Raw genomic sequence first — 16,245 nt, forward strand, 5'->3', positions numbered from 1 at the left:
CTTCAAGACGAATCGGCGGCACTCTCGCGGGCAGCCGTCATCAGGCGCAGGAATAACGCGTACCGGCCATCGAGCAAGGCTTTCCACGCCGGATCGGGGTGGTGTGTCCTCACAACCTGGACGGCCCTGGAAGACGCCTCTTCCAGCCCGCCGTAGACGCCCACGCCAATACCGGCCATGATAGCGGCGCCGCGGGCGCCCGCTTCTTCGGCGTCGGTGACTTCGATCGGCAGTTGCAGGACGTTTGCCATGAGCTGCGACCATGCGGGGCTCTTCGCTCCGCCGCCGCACAGACGAACGGCGCCGGCGATCCGGAAACGTTCCTTCAGCGCGTCAACGTGCCATCGGTGGTTGAACACGATGCCTTCGAGCACCGCCCTGAAGAGGTCCGCCCGGCCGTGGCTGCCGCGTATCCGCGAAAACGTACCGCCAGGGTCTCCGACACCTTGTGGTGCCCCGTAGAGGTAGGGCAGAAACAGCGGAGAATCCTCGAAGGAACCCGGATCCTCCAAATGGGCCGAACTGACGGCAGCGGCATAGTCCGGAGTGCCATCTCCCCCGAAGACCTTCGTTGCCCATTCGAAGTTCGAGGCGCTGCTGGGGGATGTTGACATGTGCAGGTATTGCCCGGGGGTGACGAAGGTCCGGGCCTGCCAGCGGGAGTCGCTGACCGGTTGCTCCGAAACGATCTGGTTGATGCTGAAGGTGCCCATGGTGATGCTCATCGCGCCGGGCGTTCCGGCACCGATCCCGACGGCGGCGGCGTCGACGTCGTGTGCCCCGGTGATGACCGGCGTCCCGGCGGCAAGACCGGTCCGGTCTGCGCCTGTTTCGCTCACGGTCCCGGCGACGGACGCGCTGGAGACGATGGACGGCAAAAGGCGCCGAAGGTTTTCGAGTCCGTAGAGGCCCAGTACCTCCTCCGACCAGTTCTGGGTGGCGACGTCCGTGAAGGAGTGGCTGGCCTCGGTGGGATCGGTGGCGATCTTGCCGGTGAGCCGAAAGCGGAGCCAGTCTTTGCAGTGCAGCAGCTTGTCGGCTCGATCCAACGTCTCCGGCTCGTTGCGTTGCAGCCACGCCAGCAGTGCCGATGGGCTGTAGGCCGCGGGCACCTGGCCTGTGAGAGCCAAGGCCTTCATCCCTGTGGGGCCTTCGCCGAGCCGTTTGGCTTCGGCGAAGGCCCGTGCGTCGGTGGCGAGGATGGCCGGCCGCACAGGTTTCCCCGCGGCGTCGACAAGGTACAAGCCGTCGCCGTGCCCGGACAGCCCCACCGCGAGGATCTGCGAAGGGTTGACCCCGGCGGAGTTCAGGCACCGTCGGATCGCGGATGCTGTTCGTTCCCAGGTGAGGTCCATGTCCCGTTCCTGCCAACTGGGGCGCAGCGAGGTGGTCGGGATCGAGGTCGAGGCGGACGCTGTTTCCTGGCCGTCCAGGGTGAAGAGGACGGCCTTTGTGAACGTCTGGCCGGCGTCGATTCCGAGCAGGTAGTCGGCCTGGCCTGTTAGGCCCATCCAAGGTCCTTTGCGTTGATGGCACGCGCGATCTTGCCGGTTTGGGCGAATTCGGTGATCGCTTCGGAGACAAGGCGCGCAGACGTGCGGTTGGTGTCTTCCGTGTCTCCGCCGTAGTGCGTGGTGATGGTCACATTGTCGAGCGTACGCCAGCGGCTGTCTTCCGGCAGCGGTTCCTCGTCGAAAACGTCCAGGGCGGCACCGGAGATGGCCCCTTCCTTCAGGACGTTGTAGAGGGCGTCGTAGTCGACGAGGCGGCTGCGGGATCCGTTGATGAAGTAGGCGTCAGGCTTCATGAGGCGGAATTGGCGTTCGCCGATGAAGCGTTCGGTTTCCGGGGTGAGGCGGGCCTGGACGAGGATGAAGTCGCTCTGGCGGAAGACGTCGTCCAAGGTGCCGACGCGGCGCACGCCGCAATTCTCCAGAAGTTCTTCGCTGGCGTACGGGTCGAAGGTGATGATGTCGGGCTTGAAGCCAGCGAGGCGTTCGCTGGTGATCCGGCCGACGTGCCCGAAGCCCACCATGCCGACGGTGCGGCCGGCGATTTCGATCCGGGCCCCGGGGAACTCTTTGCGCCAGCCGCCGCTCTTGACGCTGGCGTCGGCGCGGGCGATGTTGCGGGCTTCCGAGAGCATGAGGCCAATGGCGAGTTCAGCAACTGCGCCGGCGTTGCGGCCAAGGGCCTGGACGACGCCGATGCCTCGCCGGGTGGCTTCTTCGACGTCGATGTTTTCGACCCCGGTCCGGGCGACGGCGATGAGCTTCAGGTTCGGTGCTTTGCCGATGAGTTCCGCGGTGATGGGGGCGAAGTGCAGGCCGATGGCTTCGGCGTCGTGCACGGCGTCGAGGAGCGCTGCCGGTGCTTCGACCGCGTTGGCACCTTTGAATTCCGTGATTTGCTGGAGGGCGTGCTGCTCGGCCTTGGTGCCCTCCCATTCGACATAATCGACAGCGAATTCACTGCCGTCGAGGTATTCGGCGTAGCTGTCGGTGGGGATGAACTTGTCGCCGATGATCAGGGCGCGGAAGGTCTCGCTCATGTCTGGTTCACAGCTTTCTGTGTGGGGGTGGGAAGGACTTGGATTTTCCGGCCGGAGCCGGCTTTGAACTGGTCGAAGGCCTCGGCGACGCGTGTGAGCGGGAGGCGGTGGCTGATGAGGATTTCTGCCGGCAGGACGCCGGTGGCGAAGAGTTCCGCGGCCCGGTCGAAGCTGTGCAGGACCGCCATGGAGCCGGTGATGGTGATCTCCTCGTGATAGATCCGGTGCGGATCGATGGTGACGTGTGCGTCTTTGTCGGCGACGCCGAACTGCAGGAAGGTCCCGCCTTTGGCGACCCTGCCCAGCCCATCCTGGATGGCCTTGGCATTGCCGGTGGCGTCGATGACGATGTCCCAACCGTGGCGGGAGAATTCGTCAGCCGAAGCTGCAGCGTTCGTGCAGCCAAGAATCACGGCGGTGCAGCGCCGGTCCTCGTTGAGGTCGACGACGTCGACGCTCGCAGCACCTGTGGCCTTGGCCAGTTGCAGCATCATCAGGCCCATGGTTCCGGCGCCGTAGATGAGCACATGCGAGGCGAGCCGGGCACGGAGCACGTCGTAGCCGCGGACGGCGCAGGACAGGGGCTCGATCAGGGCGGCGTCCTCGAGCCGGACGTGGTCGGGCAACACGACGCAGTTGGCTGCAGGTACCGTGGTGTATTCGGCCATGGCTCCGGGGGCGTGGATGCCGATTGCGGCCCACTGCTCGCACAGGTTGCTGCGTCCGATCCGGCAGTAGGAGCATTCATGGCAGGGCATGTTGGGGTCGGCTGCCACGCGCGTCCCGATCGGGATGTGTTTGATGTCTTTGCCGGTGGCGACAACGGTGCCCGCGAACTCGTGGCCCGGGATGACGGGCAGGGACGGGGCGAAGCCGCCGGCCAGGATGTGAAGGTCCGTGCCGCAGATGCCTGCGGCCGCGATCTGCACCACGACTTCCCGTGGTCCCGGGATGGGGTCCGGAACCGTTTCCAGCTCGATCCGCCCCGGCGCGGAGATGAGGGCTGCTTTCATGGGGCGACCCCCGCGTCGCGGCCGCTCACTTGACTGCACCGAGGGAGAGGCCCTGGACGAGTTTGTCCTGGGCGGCGAACCCGGCCATGAGAACCGGGAGGGAGATAATCACCGCGGCGGCGCAGACCTTGGCCAGGAACAGGCCCTGGCTGGAGACGAACCCGGTAAGGAACACGGGGGCGGTGCCGGCAATGACACCGGTGAGGACGCGGGCCATGAGCAGTTCGTTCCAGCTGAAGATGAAGCAGATCAGGGCGGTGGCGGCGATGCCGGGCGTTGCGACCGGGGCGATGATTTTCCTCAGCGTGAGCAGGAGGCCGGCGCCGTCGAGTTGGGCGGCTTCGAGCATTTCCACCGGGACTTCGGCGAGGAAGGAGCGCATCATCCAGACCGCGATGGGCAGGTTCATGGAGGTGTACATGAGGATCAGGAACCAGATGTTGTCCAGGACCCCGGCAGTCTTCGCGAAGAGGAACAGGGGCAGGATCGCTGCGACCACCGGCATCATTTTGGTGGAGAGGAAGAAGAACAGGACGTCGGTCCATTTCTTGACCGGCTTGATCGAGAGCGCGTAGGCGGCCGGAATCGCCAACGCCAGGACAAGGATCGTGGAGATGACCGAAGCCATGGCCGAGTTGATCATGGGAGGCCACGGGCTCACACCCGAACTTGCGCCGAAGAATTCCTTGTAGGCGTCGATGGTGAGGTTGGCGGCGACCGACGGCGGGTTGGTCGCGGCGTCGTTCTCGGAATGGAAGGACGTGAGCACCATCCACAGCACCGGCGAGGCAAACAGCAGGGCCATGAGCCATGCTGCCACGCCGGCTGCGGTCTTGTTCCGGGTCGGGTCCATCCGGGACTTGCCCTTGCGGATGCCCGGTAAGGCGTTCGTGGTGCGGGTGGTCTGAGCGGGGGCGGTCATCGCGCTGCCTCCTTCTTGAAGAGCGAGAACACGGTGCGCAGGGCGAAGGTCGCGACGACGATGGTGCCGATCACGACGACGACGCCGGTTGCGGAGGCCAGGCCATACTCGTTGGCGAAGTAGAAGGTCTGGTAGATGGCGTAGGGCAGGTTGGCAGTTCCCAGGCCGCCGGAGGTCAGGGTGAAGACGGCGTCGAAGTTCTGGACGATGTAGATAGCGCCGAGCAGACCGCCGAGTTCCAGGTACTGTCGCAGGTGCGGCAGGGTGATGTAGCGGAAGATCTGGAACGGCGTCGCACCATCCATCTGTGCCGCCTCGATCACGTCGGCGGGCTTGGACTGCAGTCCTGCCAGGAGGATCAGCATCATGAAGGGAGTCCACTGCCAGACCAGGGAAATGATCACGGCAAGGAGGGGTGTCTGGGAGAGCAGGTCCGGCTGGGGCGGGGTGTTGCTGCCAAAGAGTGACCAGATCCAGGTGAGTGTGCCGTTGATCAGCCCGTAGGTCGGGTTGAGGATGGCGTGCTTCCACACCAGTGCCGCAGCGACCGGCACGATAAGGAACGGGGCGATCAGCAGGGTCCGGGCCAGGCCGCGTCCGATGAACTTCTTGTCCAGAAGCAGGGCCAGGCCGAGGCCGATGGCGAGGCTGGCCAGGACCACCGACGCTGTCAGGATCACGGTGGTGATGATCGCCTGGCGCAGGTCGGGGTTGGTGAGGACCTGGACGTAGTTGTCGAAGCCGGCAAAGCCCGTCTCGTCCGGGCGCAGGCTGTTCCAGTTCATGAACGAAATCACCAGGGTGACCACGAAGGGCAGCTGGGTGACGACGATCAGGAAAACCAGGGCGGGAAGAAGCGGGGCGCGGCGCGCCCAGGCTGCCGCCCGTTCGCGGGCTTTGGCGCCTCTGTTGTTTGGGGTGGCCCGCTGTCCTGTCCTGGAGGCGAGCGTCGTTGCGGAACTCATTTTTCTGCCTAACTCCTGGGGTTTCCGCGCCCCGCAGGGGCGGGGCGCGGAAACGTCCCGATTGTTGTTACTTGGACTTGTACTTGTCGCCGACCTTTTGGGCGGCGTCCTGGCCCTTCGCGAGGGCATCGGCAACGGAGCCTTGGCCTGCGATGGCCGAGCTGATGCCTTGGGAGACGGTGGTACCAAGGTCGGCGAATTCGGGGATGCCTACGAACTGGACACCGATGGCCGGCCGCGGCTGCACTCCCGGGTTCTTCGGGTCAGCGTTCAAGATGGCAGTCTTCTCCGCTTCGAAGAACGGGGCAGCCTTCTGGAAGTCGGCGTTCTCATAGGTGGAGGACCGCTTTCCGGACGGAACCTTCGCCCAGCCCAGCTTCGACGCCACCAGGTTCTCGTATTTGCTGGAACTTGCCCAGGCGATGAACTTCCCGGCAGCGTCCTGCTTCTTCGACGCGGCCTGCACGCCCCAGGACCACGTCCACAGCCAGCCGGAGGATTTGGTTTCCTTCACCGGGGCCTGGACGTAGCCGATCTTGCCCTTGACGGGTGAATCGGCGGCTTCAAGGGAGCCGCCGGCGGAGGAGGCGTCGTACCACATGGCGGTCTTGCCTTGGGTCATGTTGTTCAAGCACTCGGTGAATCCGGCCTGGGCTGCACCTGCCTCGCCGTGGTTGCGGACCAGGTCAACGTAGAACTGGGTGGCAGCGGTGAATTCGGGGGCATTGACCTTCGCGTTCCAGTCCTTGTCGAACCACGTTCCGCCGAAGGTGTTCACGACCGTTGTCAACGGGGCGAAGAGCTGGCCCCAGCCCGGCTGGCCGCGCAGGCAGATCCCCTTCATTCCCGGGGCGGCGCCATCGGCCTTGGCCGCCAGGTTGGCGACTTGGTCCCACGTGGGGTTCGCCGGCATCGTCAGGCCCTTGGCTTCAAAGATGTCCTTGCGGTACATCAGCAGGGAGGACTCGCCGTAGAACGGTTCACCGTACAGTTTGCCGTCCTTGCCGGTCAGGGACGCCGTGTAGGCGGGAAGAATGTCCGCCTGGTTGAAGTCCGGGTTCTTGGCCACGGTGTCATCCAGGGGTGCCAGCCATTTGTTCGCCGAGTAGAACGGGATCTCGTAGTTGGACAGCGACGCGACATCGTATTGTCCGGCCTGGCTGGAGAATTCCTGGCTGATCTTCGCCCGGACGTCGTTTTCCGGCAGGACGGTGAAGTTGACCTTGATGCCGGTGTCCTTGGTGAAGTTGTCCGCAGTGAGCTTCTGCAGGTCCTCCATTTGCGGGTTGTTCACCATCAGGACGTTGATGCTGTTCGCGTCGCCGCCCGCGGCCGATCCCCCGCCGGCGCCCGAGCACGCGGTCAGGGTCATTGCCGCAGCGGCAATGATGGCGGTGGGTATGGCGATCTTGCGAATACTGCTTTGTACTTTCACAGGATTCTCCTGGTCGTGATTCCGTTGGGATTTTGGCAATGCGGTAGCAGGGCCAATGCATTGCGGTGCTGCCGCAGGGGCAGGATCAAGGGAGCGGGCCGCCGACGGACCCGCCAAACTAGGCCTGGATGATGTCCACGCCTACACGCCGAAACGGTTGCAGCAGGCTGTCTGCCACGCCCCGTTCCGTGACCAGTGCATCAAGGTCGTGAAGGTCGGCGAACTTGATGCTCGAGTCGATTCCAAGCTTGGTGTGGTCGGCGAGAACCACGGTCCGGCGGCTGGCCGCGACGGCGGCCGCCTTGACAGCGGCGACGGTCGAATCCGGGCAGGTGAGTCCGTGTTTGCCCGTCGCCCCGTTCGTGCCGAGGAAGGCAACATCAAGAACCAGTCGGGACAGCATGCCGGTGGCCCAGTGGTCCACGGCGCCCAGGTTGTTCCCCCGGACCCGTCCGCCGAGGATAAGGACGGTCAGCAGGGGGTTGGGTGCCAGCTTGCACGCCACGGGAAGGGAACTGGTGACCACGGTCATTGGCCGCGAGGGATTCAGGGCATCGGCGAACGCCGCCGTGGTGGTTCCCTCGTCAATAAAAATAGACTCAGCGTCATCCAGCAGTTCCAGCGCCGCCTGGGCCAGGCGGGCCTTCTCCTCCGGGTGCGCAGCACCGCGCTCGATGAGCGAGTTCTCGAAGCCGAGCTTCTCCACGGGAATGGCTCCCCCGTGCACCCGGCGGACAAGTCCGCGCTTCTCCAGATGAGTCAGGTCGCGCCGTACGGTCTCGACTGCTACGCCAAGCTGGGAGGCGACGTCCGGAACGTCGATCCTGCCGGCCGTACGCGCATTTTCGAGCATCCACCGCTGGCGCTCTACTGGGTACATCATCGTTGCCCGTCTGTTCTCGTTTGTGACTGTTAGTGCATGTCCTGCCCTTCGATCATCCCATCCTGTGACTGCTGTCACTACAGATTTTCGAAACGGGCAGTCCAAGCGGGTATCTCGGGCAGAACCGGGCAGTCACATTCAGGGACCGCCGTCGGCGGTCAGCGGTCGGCCGTATTTGCCGCGCCGGCCAAAACCCGAAGGGCGTGGGCTACCGTGCAGGCCACGGCTTCCCTCGAGAGGGCGAAGTACTTGCGCGGATCCACGACCGAGGGATTCGCGTCAAGGAACCCGCGGGTCGCTGCGGTGTAGGCAATGTTCAAGGCAGTCCCGATGTTGATCTTGACCATGCCTTCCTGGGCGGCCAGGGCCATTTCGGCGTCGGGGACTCCGGAGGAACCATGGAGGACCAGAGGCACATCGAGTGCGGCCTTGAGCGCCTTGATCAGTTCGTGGTCCAGCGCTGCGGACTTTGAGGTCATGGCGTGCGACGACCCGACCGCCACGGCAAGCGCCGCGACGCCGGTGGCCTCGACGAACTGGAACGCTTCCTGCGGGTCGGTCCGGACGCCGGGGGCATGGGCGCCGTCCTTGCCCCCGATCTCCCCCAGCTCCGCCTCGATCCAGATGCCGTGCTGTCGGCCCCATTGCACGGCACCCTTGGTTCGAGCGACATTTTCCTCGTAAGCGAAGGCTGCGCCGTCATACATCACCGAGCTGGCTCCAAGCTCCGGGGCGAGCTTCATCAGCGCCGCATCGGTGATGTGATCCAGGTGCAGTGAAATGTCTGCGTTCGAATGGCTGGCGACGGCCGTACTGGCCGCCGCGATCGCATAAGGCGAACCGTGGTACTTCACCGCGTTTTCGCTCAGCTGCATGATCACCGGAAGACCGGCCCGCTCTGCGCCCATGGCAATGCCTTCAGCATGTTCGAGCGTGATGACGTTGAACGCGGCGACTGCGCGACGCTCGCGGAGCGCCTGGGCAACAAGTTCGCCTGTAGGAACCAAGGGCATGGTGGGATCTCCTCAATCTGGGTGTGGGGGTTTGAGCTTGCGCTTTCACAACATATTGACAGAAAAACAAGAAAGCGCAAGCATGTACAGATAAGCGCAGACACCTCGTTCGTCCTCAGCGCACGCCGAAACCAACCCCTCGAAGTGGAGCAGCTGTGATTATCACGGTCACCCCCAGTCCCGCCATCGACTGGACCGTCAACGTCGATTCCTTTGAATTCGCGGCCGTGAACCGCGTCGCGTCCAGGACCCGGGAGCCCAGCGGCAAGGGCATCAACGTCTCTGTGGCGCTCCATCGCAACGGTGTGCCGACCGCTGCGATTTTCCCCGCGGGTGGGGACACGGGACGATTCATGGCCGGAGACCTGCGCAGGCAAGGCATCGAGATCATTCCGGTCGAATCACCCCGCGACGTACGGACGAACATCACCCTGATCGTCCCCGGGCAGAGCGGCACCAAGATCAACGAACCCGGCGAACCATTGGAACCCGAAGTGATGGAGTCCCTGCGCACCGCCTGTGAAGACGCTCTACTAGCCGCAGATGCAGCCAATCAGGGAAGTCCGGTCATGCTTGCCATCTGCGGAAGCCTTCCACCGGAAACACCGGAATGGTTCCACAGCGGCATGATTGAAGTTGGACGCCAAGCAAGGGCCATAGTCATCGTGGACGCATCCGGCGATGTCCTGCGCAGGGCCATCCCCGAAAAACCGGACCTCATCAAGCCCAACGTGCATGAACTGGCAGAGGAAACCGGCCACAGCATCGAAACCCTGGGCGACGTTTCAGAAGCGGCTCAGGAACTGCGCCGCCGCGGCGCAGGGGCGGTCCTGGCCAGTCTGGGCGGCGACGGAATGATGCTCGTTGACGCCGACGGCGCCATCCATGGAACGGCAACCGACATCGCCGTCGTCAATACGGTCGGCGCCGGGGACGCGGCACTGGCCGGATACCTCGCGGGCCTCGATCAAAGGCTGGACCGGGCAGCCTGCTTGGCCAGTGCCCTGGCATACGCTTCCTCCGCCGTCGGACACCAAACAACCCTTTTTGACGTCGACCCGCACATTGCCGAACGAGTCACTGTCACGGACGCCTTCGACCGGGATCGCAGGCTGTCCGAGCCGGCGCTTGCTCAAATGACCCAAGACAGCCGTGCCACGGCCGCGGGCACATGATCTGGACCACTCGGGCGGATGCGAGATAGGGGCGGCCCTCTCCTTCGTCGCTCGCACACTGGTGAAGCCCGAAGTGCGCACCACCTACTGGAAGCCGATTCGGCGGAAAAGCGTCTTCTCACTCTTCGGCGACCACGTCCGCGCAGACCCCTAGCCGACCTCAACCATCGACGGCCCAAAGGAACGGCCTCTGTCCAAAACAGGGGCCGTTCCATCCCCTTTGGCCGATCCTAGACGCACTCAATCGTCAAACCCGCGGATTCCAGAGCGGTCTTATCCCCTTGGTTCAATCCGGAATCAGTGATCAATAGGTCAATATCGGCAATGGTGGCATGTTGTGCCGTACTGACCACTCCCACTTTGCTGTGATCAGCGAGGAGGATCCGGCGCCGCGCTGCGGAGAGCATCGCCCTCTTTACCAACGCCTCAGACGGGTCGGGCGTCGTCATACCGCGTTTGGCGGAAATGCCGTTGGTGCCCAAGAAAGCCAGGTCAACGTTCACCTCACTCAATGAACGCAGCGCCCAGTCGTCAACGTCCGCCAAGGTCCGGCTGCGGAGCCGACCCCCGATCAGGTAAACCGTCACCAGGGGGCGCGAGACCAGCGAAAGGGCTATGGGAAGCGTGTTGGTGTACACCGATAGCTCGCGGTCCCCCGGAAATATCTCTGCCAGCTTCTCGGTCGTGGAACCCGCGTCGATGAGCACGGAACCGTGATCGGGCAAGTGGCCTAAGGCAGCGCGGACAATCCGAGCCTTTTCAGCCGAGTATTCGGTTCGCGTTGAGACCGCCGGCTCAAATGAAGCAGTATCCACCGGGATGGCTCCCCCATGGATTCGTTTCAACTGGCCGTGCCGCTCCAGCTGGATCAGGTCGATCCGGATGGTCTCCCGGGTAACCCCGAGGTCGGTGGCCAATTGGGCAGAGTCAACCCTGCGTTCAGTGCGCAACTTAAGGAGGATCGCCTGGTGGCGCTGATCGGCGTAAGCGGCCCGCCCTGCGTCTTCTTTGATAGTCATGCGAAAAGCTCTTCCTTTCGGAAAATCAACGGCGAAGTCCATCCTGCCATTCGGAACGGCAAAACGTTGTTTGCGTTTGCCTGTAATTCACTGCACAAGCTTGGTTTCATCCTAGCCCGCCTCTACCATTGAAGGGCGACAACGGCACTCTTAGTGCCTGCGCATCCATGTTGAACGCGGCCCGCGCGGCCGCCCGTGAGGAGTTTCCATGCCCATCGCAACCCCAGAGATTTACTCCGAGATGATCGACCGCGCGAAGGCCGGTGGATACGCGTTCCCGGCAGTGAACGTCACCTCGTCGCAGACCTTGAACGCCGCCATCCGCGGCTTTGCCGAGGCTGAGTCGGACGGCATCATCCAGGTCTCCACCGGTGGTGCGGCTTACTGGTCCGGCGCTTCCGTCAAGGACATGGTTGCTGGCTCCCTGGGCTTCGCGGCTTTCGCCCGCGAGGTCGCGAAGAACTACAACGTGAACATCGCCCTGCACACGGACCACTGCCCGCAGGACAAGCTGGCTGATTTCGTCCTGCCGCTGCTGGCTGCTTCCGAGGAAGCCGTCAAGGCCGGCAAGGACCCGATCTTCAACTCGCACATGTGGGATGGCTCGCACGAGACCCTGGAAGACAACCTGCGGATCGGCCGTGAACTCCTGGAGCGTGCGGCTGCGGCCAAGATCATCCTCGAGGTTGAAATCGGCACGGTCGGCGGCGAGGAAGACGGCGTCGAGAACGAGATCAACGAGAAGCTCTACACCACCACCGCAGACGCCCTCGCCACCATCGAGGCACTCGGAGCGGGCGAGAACGGCCGCTACCTGACCGCCCTGACCTTCGGCAACGTCCACGGCGTGTACAAGCCGGGCAACGTCAAGCTCCGCCCGGAACTGCTCAAGCAGATCCAGGCCGAGGTCGGTGCCAAGATCGGCAAGGAAAACCCGTTCGACCTCGTCTTCCACGGCGGCTCCGGCTCCACCGAGCAGGAAATCGCGGACGCCGTTTCCTACGGCGTCATCAAGATGAACATCGACACGGACACCCAGTACGCGTTCACCCGCCCGGTTGCCGGACACATGTTCGCCAACTACGACGGCGTCCTGAAGGTCGACGGCGAAATGGGCAACAAGAAGACCTACGACCCCCGCGTCTGGGGAGCCTCCGCCGAGGCCGGCATGGCTGCCCGCATCGTGGAAGCCGCCAAGCAGCTCGGTTCGGTCGGCAAGACCTTCTAATGTCCGACGTCACGACTGCCGCACATATCCAGCCAGACCGCAACCTTGCTCTGGACCTCGTCCGCGTCACCGAAGCGGCAGCAATAGCCGCAGGCCAATGGGTGGGCCGCGGAGACAAGAACGCCGCCGACGGCGCCGCTGTCGACGCCATGCGGTCCTTCCTCTCCACCGTCCGGTTCGACGGCACAGTCGTGATCGGCGAAGGAGAAAAGGACGAAGCCCCCATGCTCTTCAACGGCGAGAAAGTCGGCGAAGGCTCCGGTCCGGCCTGCGATGTGGCCGTCGATCCGGTGGACGGAACCCGGCTCACGGCCCTCGGCATGAACAATGCACTGGCTGTCCTTGCCGTCACGGAGCGGGGCGCGATGTTCGATCCATCGGCCGTGTTCTACATGGAAAAGCTCGTCACAGGACCCGAAGCAGCGGATCTCGTTGACCTTCGCCTTCCCGTCGCACAGAACCTTCACCTCATCGCCAAGGCCAAGGGGGTCAAGACCAGCCAGCTGACCGTCGCCGTCCTGGATCGACCACGCCACCAAGGCCTCATCGAGGAAATCCGGGCGGCCGGGGCACGGACAAAATTCATCCTTGACGGCGACGTCGCCGCCGCCATTGCCGCCTGCCGCCCAGGCACCGGCGTTGACGCGATGATGGGAACCGGCGGGACTCCGGAGGGCATTGTTGCCGCGTGCGCCATCAAGACTCTCGGCGGAGTCATCCAGGGCCGGCTAGCCCCGCAAGATGACAAGGAACGGGCCACGGCCGCCGACGCCGGTCACGACCCGAGCCGGATCCTCGGCACAGGCGACCTCGTCCGAAGTGACAACTGCTACTTCGCGGCGACAGGCATTACAGATGGTGACCTTCTCAGGGGCGTCCGGTATGCCAAATCGACGATAACCACCGAATCGCTCGTTATGCGTTCCCGATCCGGTACGATCCGCACCGTCGACGGTGAACACCATCTGGAGAAGTGGGACCAGTACGACCCGAAATAATGAAAAGGAGCCCGGCTGTCAGACCGGGCTCCTTGCATTTCCGGTGCGGGCAACCTGCTACGGAGGGCCTCCTTCACCACTTTGACCCCCTCCTGTTCCGGAGTCTGGGCCACCGCCGCGATGATCATGTCGCCGTAGAAGATCTCCTCCAAGGACGGATCTTCCCCATCACAGCAAGCCAACGCGAAGCGCGGAATTGCCAAAAGGCATGTCGCGACGCCGGATCGTCAACGATATTAGCCTCGCCCTTGATGCTGCAGGCCGCGAAGGTCTAGTTCTATTTCGCGACCGTTCACATGGACGACCATCTTTGCGTCTTCGACGCCTGCGGCGGAAAGATAATCCATCAGGGTCGACAGAAGCATGTCCTCGCGCCGCTCCGTCTTCGAGACCACGCTCTGATCAATCCCGAGCCGCTGCGCCAACTCGTCCTGCGTCAACTCCGCAGCCTTGCGGATCGTGGCCAGGTTGATTGCGTAGATCCGGTCCTCGCGCGCCGACGCTTCCCGGATTTCAGCGACACGCTCGGCCATGCCCGGCTTCGCCAGGATACGGTCGAGCCGGTCGTTGCCCTTCCTAAAAGTCTTCCTGACCATTTTCTTCACCCTCCCCTTCTCTGATCCATTGCTCTATTATTTGGCCCGCTCTGGTTCCGACGCTGTCGTAGAAACGTCGCCCATGTTGGCTGGCGCCTGAAAACAGAGCCACCACCGCGGTGTTTTCATCGGGAGGGAACCAACAAATGAGCCGGACGGCAATCCCTTGGTGGTAGGGGTGGGAGACCCGCCACACTTCGTATTTCTTGGCCTGACGAATGGTCTTGAGAGTCGGGGTCTCGGACGTAGGCGGTGACGTCAACCGTCGCAGGTAGTCCATCTCTGCGACCACATTTTCGAATACCGCCCTGGCCCCCTCATCACTGTGGTCGGCCTCATCTTCCAGTCGGCCCAGCTGCCGGTCAAAGCTTTCCGGCCAGAAAAGTTCCACATCCGATTATGACTTCCAAGACATATGCATCGCAAGTCATGATGGCCGGGTCGTTCACGCCTTCCCTCGACCGCCCTTCGCCAAAGCTTCCCGTCACCCTCCGTGGCCCGTCCCAGAATCCAGCGCTGCAAACTTCGCCGAACCTACAGTGCCGCAATCCCTTAAGCCCGCCTTCAACTGAGGATGCCTATAGACCCTTCAACAGCACACCTCTGGCACCCAAGGCCAGACTCACGCCTAAAGACGGAAAAGTGACAGCCCAGCACCGGGGCCTGGGGTCTATTCTCTTTTGTCCTGGTGCGCGACCCGCGTGGTGATTGGCCTTCCTCGATCATGGTAACTTAAAGGTGACATCGTAAGATTTACGTAGACATCATGGGGGTAGGAGTGGCCGAGGCTCCCGGATCGGCGCGGCTGGTCCTGGTGGACGGAATCGCGCACCTGGACGAGGAACTGGCCGTGTTCGAGGCGATGCTGACCGGGTGGGAGCGGCAGCAGAAGTCCCGCTTGCTGGCAGAGACGACGATTGCTCCGCGGATGGCGTTGCTGCGGCGGTTCACGGAATTTTCCGGTTCTTATCCGTGGGAGTGGACCGCCGGCGATCTCGAGGACTTCACGGTCTCGCTGATGTCCGGCACCGCCCGGCTGGCGCCCTCGACGATTCGCGGCTACCACTTCACCTTGCGGCTGTTTTGCGACTTTCTGACCGACGGGCGCTACGGGTGGATCCAGGCATGCGCGGACCGGTTCGACCAGATCCCCTCCCAGGTATGTCATGACTTCAATACCGTCGCGCATCTGCATGATTACGAGGGCCGGCCGGAACGGCGCCCGTTCACCTACGACGAGCTGCAGCACCTGTTCGATTTCCTGGACACCCGGGTGGAGCAGGTGGCACGCTCGGGCCGCAAGGGCGCGTTGGCCGCGTTACGGGATGCGCAGATGATCAAAACGACCTACGCGTTCGGGTTGCGCCGCAACGAGTTGTGTCAGCTCGATGTTGCCGACCTGCGGCCGAATCCGCACATGCCGCACTGGGGAACCTACGGGTCCATCCACGTCCGCCACGGCAAATCGTCCAAGGGCGGGACCCCGAAGCGGCGCACGGTGCTGGCCGTCCCCGAGTTCGACTGGGCGATCGAGGGTCTCAAGCAGTGGGTCGAGCAGGGCCGCCCGATCGTGCGCCCGAAGAACCACGCCGCCCTCTGGGTGAGCGAGCGGCTGAGCCGGGTCTCGGCCAAGCACCTGGACAAACGGTTCAACCGGCTCCGTTCCGAGGCAGGCCTGGACGCGGCACTGACGCTGCATTGCCTGCGGCACCTACGTGACGCATCTGATCGAGTTCGGCTACCCGGAACCCTTCGTCCAGGAACAGGTCGGCCATTCCTATGCCTCGACCACCGCGATCTACACCTCGGTCAGCAACGACTTCAAAAACAAGGCCCTCCAGTCCGCATTGAAACGCGTTTACACCCCGACCCCGACAAAGGAGCCGTAGATGACACGGAAACTGAGCATGCAATGGAACCTGCGCCAGCTCATGGCCGCCAAGGGCCTGTTCCAGACCAGCGAGCTGATCCCGCTGCTGGAAGAACGGGACGTCCACCTGAGCAGGCAATACGTCCACCGCCTGGTGACCAAGCCCCCGCAACGGGTCAACATCGAGCTGCTCGCCGCGCTCTGCGACATCCTCGGATGCACCGCCGCCGACCTGCTCGAGTTCCGCATCGAGGAAGTCCGCGAGCTGCGCCACGTCGCCGGCGACACCGGCCCGGGCATCGGCGAACTCCGACCGATCCGGGCGACGATCCGCAGGCCACACGAGCCACAGTGACCGGCCCCGCATCCAAGCCACCCGCGTGCTCCCGGTGCGGCATCAACCGGCCTGCGTCCATTACCGTGCAGGGCAAAAGCATCTGCCAGGGCTGCCGCACCCGACTGCAACGCAACCCCGGGCCGTGCCCGGGCTGCCGGCAGCACCGCGTGCTCGCGTTCCACGACCGGCAGAACAGGCAGATCTGCGCCGGCTGTGCCGGGGAAAAACCCACCTACTCGT

The 16,245-nt window shown here is 63.7% G+C and carries 17 protein-coding genes and 1 pseudogene; 6 read left to right on the forward strand and 12 right to left on the reverse strand.

Translation table 11 applies throughout. The annotated features are described in order from the left end of the window. Positions 1-2: 2 nt before the first annotated feature. The 8 genes from E1809_RS22790 to E1809_RS22825 form a co-directional block, all read right to left on the reverse strand. On the reverse strand, positions 3-1,511 hold the full coding sequence (locus E1809_RS22790) for an FGGY-family carbohydrate kinase (protein WP_133206532.1): 1,509 nt from the start codon (positions 1,509-1,511) through the stop codon (positions 3-5). Beyond that, positions 1,502-2,551: a 2-hydroxyacid dehydrogenase gene (locus E1809_RS22795; protein ID WP_133206533.1), complete on the reverse strand. Its 1,050-nt coding sequence runs from the start codon at positions 2,549-2,551 to the stop codon at positions 1,502-1,504. Before E1809_RS22795 ends, E1809_RS22790 begins: the two co-directional genes overlap by 10 nt. Next, complete coding sequence (locus tag E1809_RS22800; protein WP_133206534.1) at positions 2,548-3,564, reverse strand: zinc-dependent alcohol dehydrogenase family protein; 1,017 nt, start codon at positions 3,562-3,564, stop codon at positions 2,548-2,550. Before E1809_RS22800 ends, E1809_RS22795 begins: the two co-directional genes overlap by 4 nt. Positions 3,565-3,589: 25 nt before the next feature. Continuing rightward, a complete protein-coding gene (locus tag E1809_RS22805; RefSeq protein ID WP_133206535.1) occupies positions 3,590-4,486 on the reverse strand; it encodes a carbohydrate ABC transporter permease in 897 nt (298 codons plus the stop codon). Continuing rightward, positions 4,483-5,451: a carbohydrate ABC transporter permease gene (locus tag E1809_RS22810; protein ID WP_133206536.1), complete on the reverse strand. Its 969-nt coding sequence runs from the start codon at positions 5,449-5,451 to the stop codon at positions 4,483-4,485. The genes E1809_RS22805 and E1809_RS22810 overlap by 4 nt, the downstream gene beginning before the upstream one ends. Before the next feature lie 67 nt (positions 5,452-5,518). Then, positions 5,519-6,823: an ABC transporter substrate-binding protein gene (locus tag E1809_RS22815; RefSeq protein ID WP_133206544.1), complete on the reverse strand. Its 1,305-nt coding sequence runs from the start codon at positions 6,821-6,823 to the stop codon at positions 5,519-5,521. A gap of 181 nt (positions 6,824-7,004) precedes the next feature. Continuing rightward, a complete protein-coding gene (locus E1809_RS22820; protein WP_235835737.1) occupies positions 7,005-7,769 on the reverse strand; it encodes a DeoR/GlpR family DNA-binding transcription regulator in 765 nt (254 codons plus the stop codon). A gap of 158 nt (positions 7,770-7,927) precedes the next feature. Further along, a complete protein-coding gene (locus E1809_RS22825; protein WP_133206537.1) occupies positions 7,928-8,782 on the reverse strand; it encodes a class II fructose-bisphosphate aldolase in 855 nt (284 codons plus the stop codon). A gap of 155 nt (positions 8,783-8,937) precedes the next feature. Here E1809_RS22825 and E1809_RS22830 point away from each other — a divergent pair, with 155 nt between their 5' ends. Further along, positions 8,938-9,957, forward strand: coding sequence for a 1-phosphofructokinase family hexose kinase (locus E1809_RS22830; RefSeq protein ID WP_133206538.1), 1,020 nt, complete (start codon positions 8,938-8,940; stop codon positions 9,955-9,957). Positions 9,958-10,187: 230 nt separating this feature from the next. Here the strand turns inward: E1809_RS22830 and E1809_RS22835 are convergent, their stop codons facing one another. Beyond that, positions 10,188-10,976 (reverse strand): DeoR/GlpR family DNA-binding transcription regulator, encoded by a 789-nt coding sequence (locus tag E1809_RS22835; protein WP_133206539.1) that lies wholly within the window; start codon positions 10,974-10,976, stop codon positions 10,188-10,190. Positions 10,977-11,184: 208 nt separating this feature from the next. On the opposite strand from E1809_RS22835, the gene fbaA reads away from it, so the two are divergent. Both fbaA and glpX read left to right on the forward strand, forming a co-directional pair. Then, complete coding sequence (gene fbaA / locus E1809_RS22840) at positions 11,185-12,204, forward strand: class II fructose-bisphosphate aldolase (RefSeq protein WP_133206540.1); 1,020 nt, start codon at positions 11,185-11,187, stop codon at positions 12,202-12,204. Next, entirely contained in the window at positions 12,204-13,202 is a 999-nt protein-coding gene (gene glpX, locus E1809_RS22845) for a class II fructose-bisphosphatase (RefSeq protein ID WP_133206541.1), read from the forward strand. Before fbaA ends, glpX begins: the two co-directional genes overlap by 1 nt. Positions 13,203-13,438: 236 nt before the next feature. On the opposite strand, the gene E1809_RS22850 is transcribed toward glpX, so the two are convergent. The 3 genes from E1809_RS22850 to E1809_RS27550 all read right to left on the reverse strand — a co-directional run bounded on the left by E1809_RS22850 (position 13,439) and on the right by E1809_RS27550 (position 14,749). Then, the gene (locus tag E1809_RS22850; RefSeq protein ID WP_235835740.1) at positions 13,439-13,798 is read right to left on the reverse strand and encodes a helix-turn-helix domain-containing protein; all 360 of its coding nucleotides are present in this window, start codon (positions 13,796-13,798) and stop codon (positions 13,439-13,441) included. Further along, positions 13,779-14,189, reverse strand: coding sequence for a hypothetical protein (locus tag E1809_RS22855; protein WP_133206542.1), 411 nt, complete (start codon positions 14,187-14,189; stop codon positions 13,779-13,781). The genes E1809_RS22850 and E1809_RS22855 overlap by 20 nt, the downstream gene beginning before the upstream one ends. 362 nt (positions 14,190-14,551) lie before the next feature. Beyond that, positions 14,552-14,749, reverse strand: coding sequence for a hypothetical protein (locus E1809_RS27550; protein WP_235835738.1), 198 nt, complete (start codon positions 14,747-14,749; stop codon positions 14,552-14,554). Positions 14,750-14,816: 67 nt separating this feature from the next. On the opposite strand from E1809_RS27550, the pseudogene E1809_RS27555 reads away from it, so the two are divergent. The 3 genes and pseudogenes from E1809_RS27555 to E1809_RS22865 form a co-directional block, all read left to right on the forward strand. Further along, a pseudogene (locus tag E1809_RS27555) lies at positions 14,817-15,449 on the forward strand (tyrosine-type recombinase/integrase); the annotation flags it as partial. A 64-nt stretch (positions 15,450-15,513) separates the two neighbouring features. Beyond that, on the forward strand, positions 15,514-15,687 hold the full coding sequence (locus E1809_RS27560; protein WP_235835739.1) for a hypothetical protein: 174 nt from the start codon (positions 15,514-15,516) through the stop codon (positions 15,685-15,687). Further along, positions 15,688-16,023: a helix-turn-helix domain-containing protein gene (locus tag E1809_RS22865; protein WP_133206543.1), complete on the forward strand. Its 336-nt coding sequence runs from the start codon at positions 15,688-15,690 to the stop codon at positions 16,021-16,023. It begins immediately after the preceding gene. Positions 16,024-16,245 lie beyond the last annotated feature (222 nt).

It is taken from the genome of Arthrobacter terricola, from assembly GCF_004354015.1.
Taxonomy (GTDB): Bacteria; Actinomycetota; Actinomycetes; order Actinomycetales; family Micrococcaceae; genus Arthrobacter; species Arthrobacter terricola.

Excerpts from the sequence above, each read along its gene's own strand:
- E1809_RS22795 (WP_133206533.1), bottom strand. The coding sequence starts at position 2,551 with ATGAGCGAGACCTTCCGCGCCCTGATCATCGGCGACAAGTTCATCCCC.
- E1809_RS22825 (WP_133206537.1), bottom strand. The coding sequence starts at position 8,782 with ATGCCCTTGGTTCCTACAGGCGAACTTGTTGCCCAGGCGCTCCGCGAG.
- E1809_RS22850 (WP_235835740.1), bottom strand. The coding sequence starts at position 13,798 with ATGGTCAGGAAGACTTTTAGGAAGGGCAACGACCGGCTCGACCGTATC.
- fbaA (WP_133206540.1), top strand. The coding sequence starts at position 11,185 with ATGCCCATCGCAACCCCAGAGATTTACTCCGAGATGATCGACCGCGCG.
- E1809_RS22805 (WP_133206535.1), bottom strand. The coding sequence starts at position 4,486 with ATGACCGCCCCCGCTCAGACCACCCGCACCACGAACGCCTTACCGGGC.
- glpX (WP_133206541.1), top strand. The coding sequence starts at position 12,204 with ATGTCCGACGTCACGACTGCCGCACATATCCAGCCAGACCGCAACCTT.
- E1809_RS22820 (WP_235835737.1), bottom strand. The coding sequence starts at position 7,769 with ATGATGTACCCAGTAGAGCGCCAGCGGTGGATGCTCGAAAATGCGCGT.
- E1809_RS22800 (WP_133206534.1), bottom strand. The coding sequence starts at position 3,564 with ATGAAAGCAGCCCTCATCTCCGCGCCGGGGCGGATCGAGCTGGAAACG.
- E1809_RS22790 (WP_133206532.1), bottom strand. The coding sequence starts at position 1,511 with ATGGGCCTAACAGGCCAGGCCGACTACCTGCTCGGAATCGACGCCGGC.
- E1809_RS22865 (WP_133206543.1), top strand. The coding sequence starts at position 15,688 with ATGACACGGAAACTGAGCATGCAATGGAACCTGCGCCAGCTCATGGCC.
- E1809_RS22810 (WP_133206536.1), bottom strand. The coding sequence starts at position 5,451 with ATGAGTTCCGCAACGACGCTCGCCTCCAGGACAGGACAGCGGGCCACC.
- E1809_RS22835 (WP_133206539.1), bottom strand. The coding sequence starts at position 10,976 with ATGACTATCAAAGAAGACGCAGGGCGGGCCGCTTACGCCGATCAGCGC.
- E1809_RS22815 (WP_133206544.1), bottom strand. The coding sequence starts at position 6,823 with ATGACCCTGACCGCGTGCTCGGGCGCCGGCGGGGGATCGGCCGCGGGC.